Raw genomic sequence first — 540 nt, 5'->3', positions numbered from 1 at the left:
CGGTGTCGATGACCACACCCCACTGGTCGGCGAAAGCGTTCCGCAGCTCGTCGAGTTTCTCGGCCGCGATCTCGGAGTTCTCGTGCCAGGTCAGCGCCTCGGCCAGCGATCCCGTCAGCGACCACCGGTTGCCCCACGCGATCTGCTGCAGATTCTCGGCGGCGTATCCGAGCTGGTGATCGATTGCCACATCGAGCATTTCCACCGCGCCGGTGCCGTGGGCGCGGGCCTTGTCGTAATCACGCTGGATTCGCGCGCGGGCGGCGCGGGCCTCCAGCCCGGACCTGGGGCTTCGGTGGTGGTGAGCTCGTCACGGGCGTAGCCGTGACGCTCGGCGGCGCGGGCCTGGTGCTCGCGGATGGCTTTGGCGACCGCGAGCAGCTGCGCCGGGCTGGCGGTGCGTTTCGGTACCGCCAGTCGTGCGTCGTAGAGGTAGGCCAGCAGTCGCCGGCCACGGCGGCGGGTTTCGGTCTGCGCGACCGGGGCATGGCCTCCGGGGGCCAGGCCCGCCGCCCGGAGCTGGCGGCGGGTCTTCAGATG

General features: G+C 71.1%; 2 protein-coding genes. One reads left to right on the top strand and one right to left on the bottom strand.

Translation table 11 applies throughout. The features are described 5' to 3' along the window. A partial coding sequence (locus A5780_RS16080; protein ID WP_156769517.1) for a hypothetical protein occupies positions 1-190 on the bottom strand: 190 nt, incomplete at its 3' end. A 134-nt stretch (positions 191-324) separates the two neighbouring features. Between A5780_RS16080 and A5780_RS41880 the strand changes: the two genes are divergently transcribed. Beyond that, positions 325-540, top strand: a 216-nt coding sequence (locus A5780_RS41880; protein WP_231982974.1) for a hypothetical protein, incomplete at its 3' end; no start/stop codon positions are given.

The organism is Nocardia sp. 852002-20019_SCH5090214, assembly GCF_001665865.1.
GTDB classification, from domain to species: Bacteria; Actinomycetota; Actinomycetes; order Mycobacteriales; family Mycobacteriaceae; genus Nocardia; species Nocardia nova.
The sequence above is the reverse complement of the archived record's forward strand: the minus strand, read 5'-3'. Positions and strand labels throughout refer to the sequence as shown.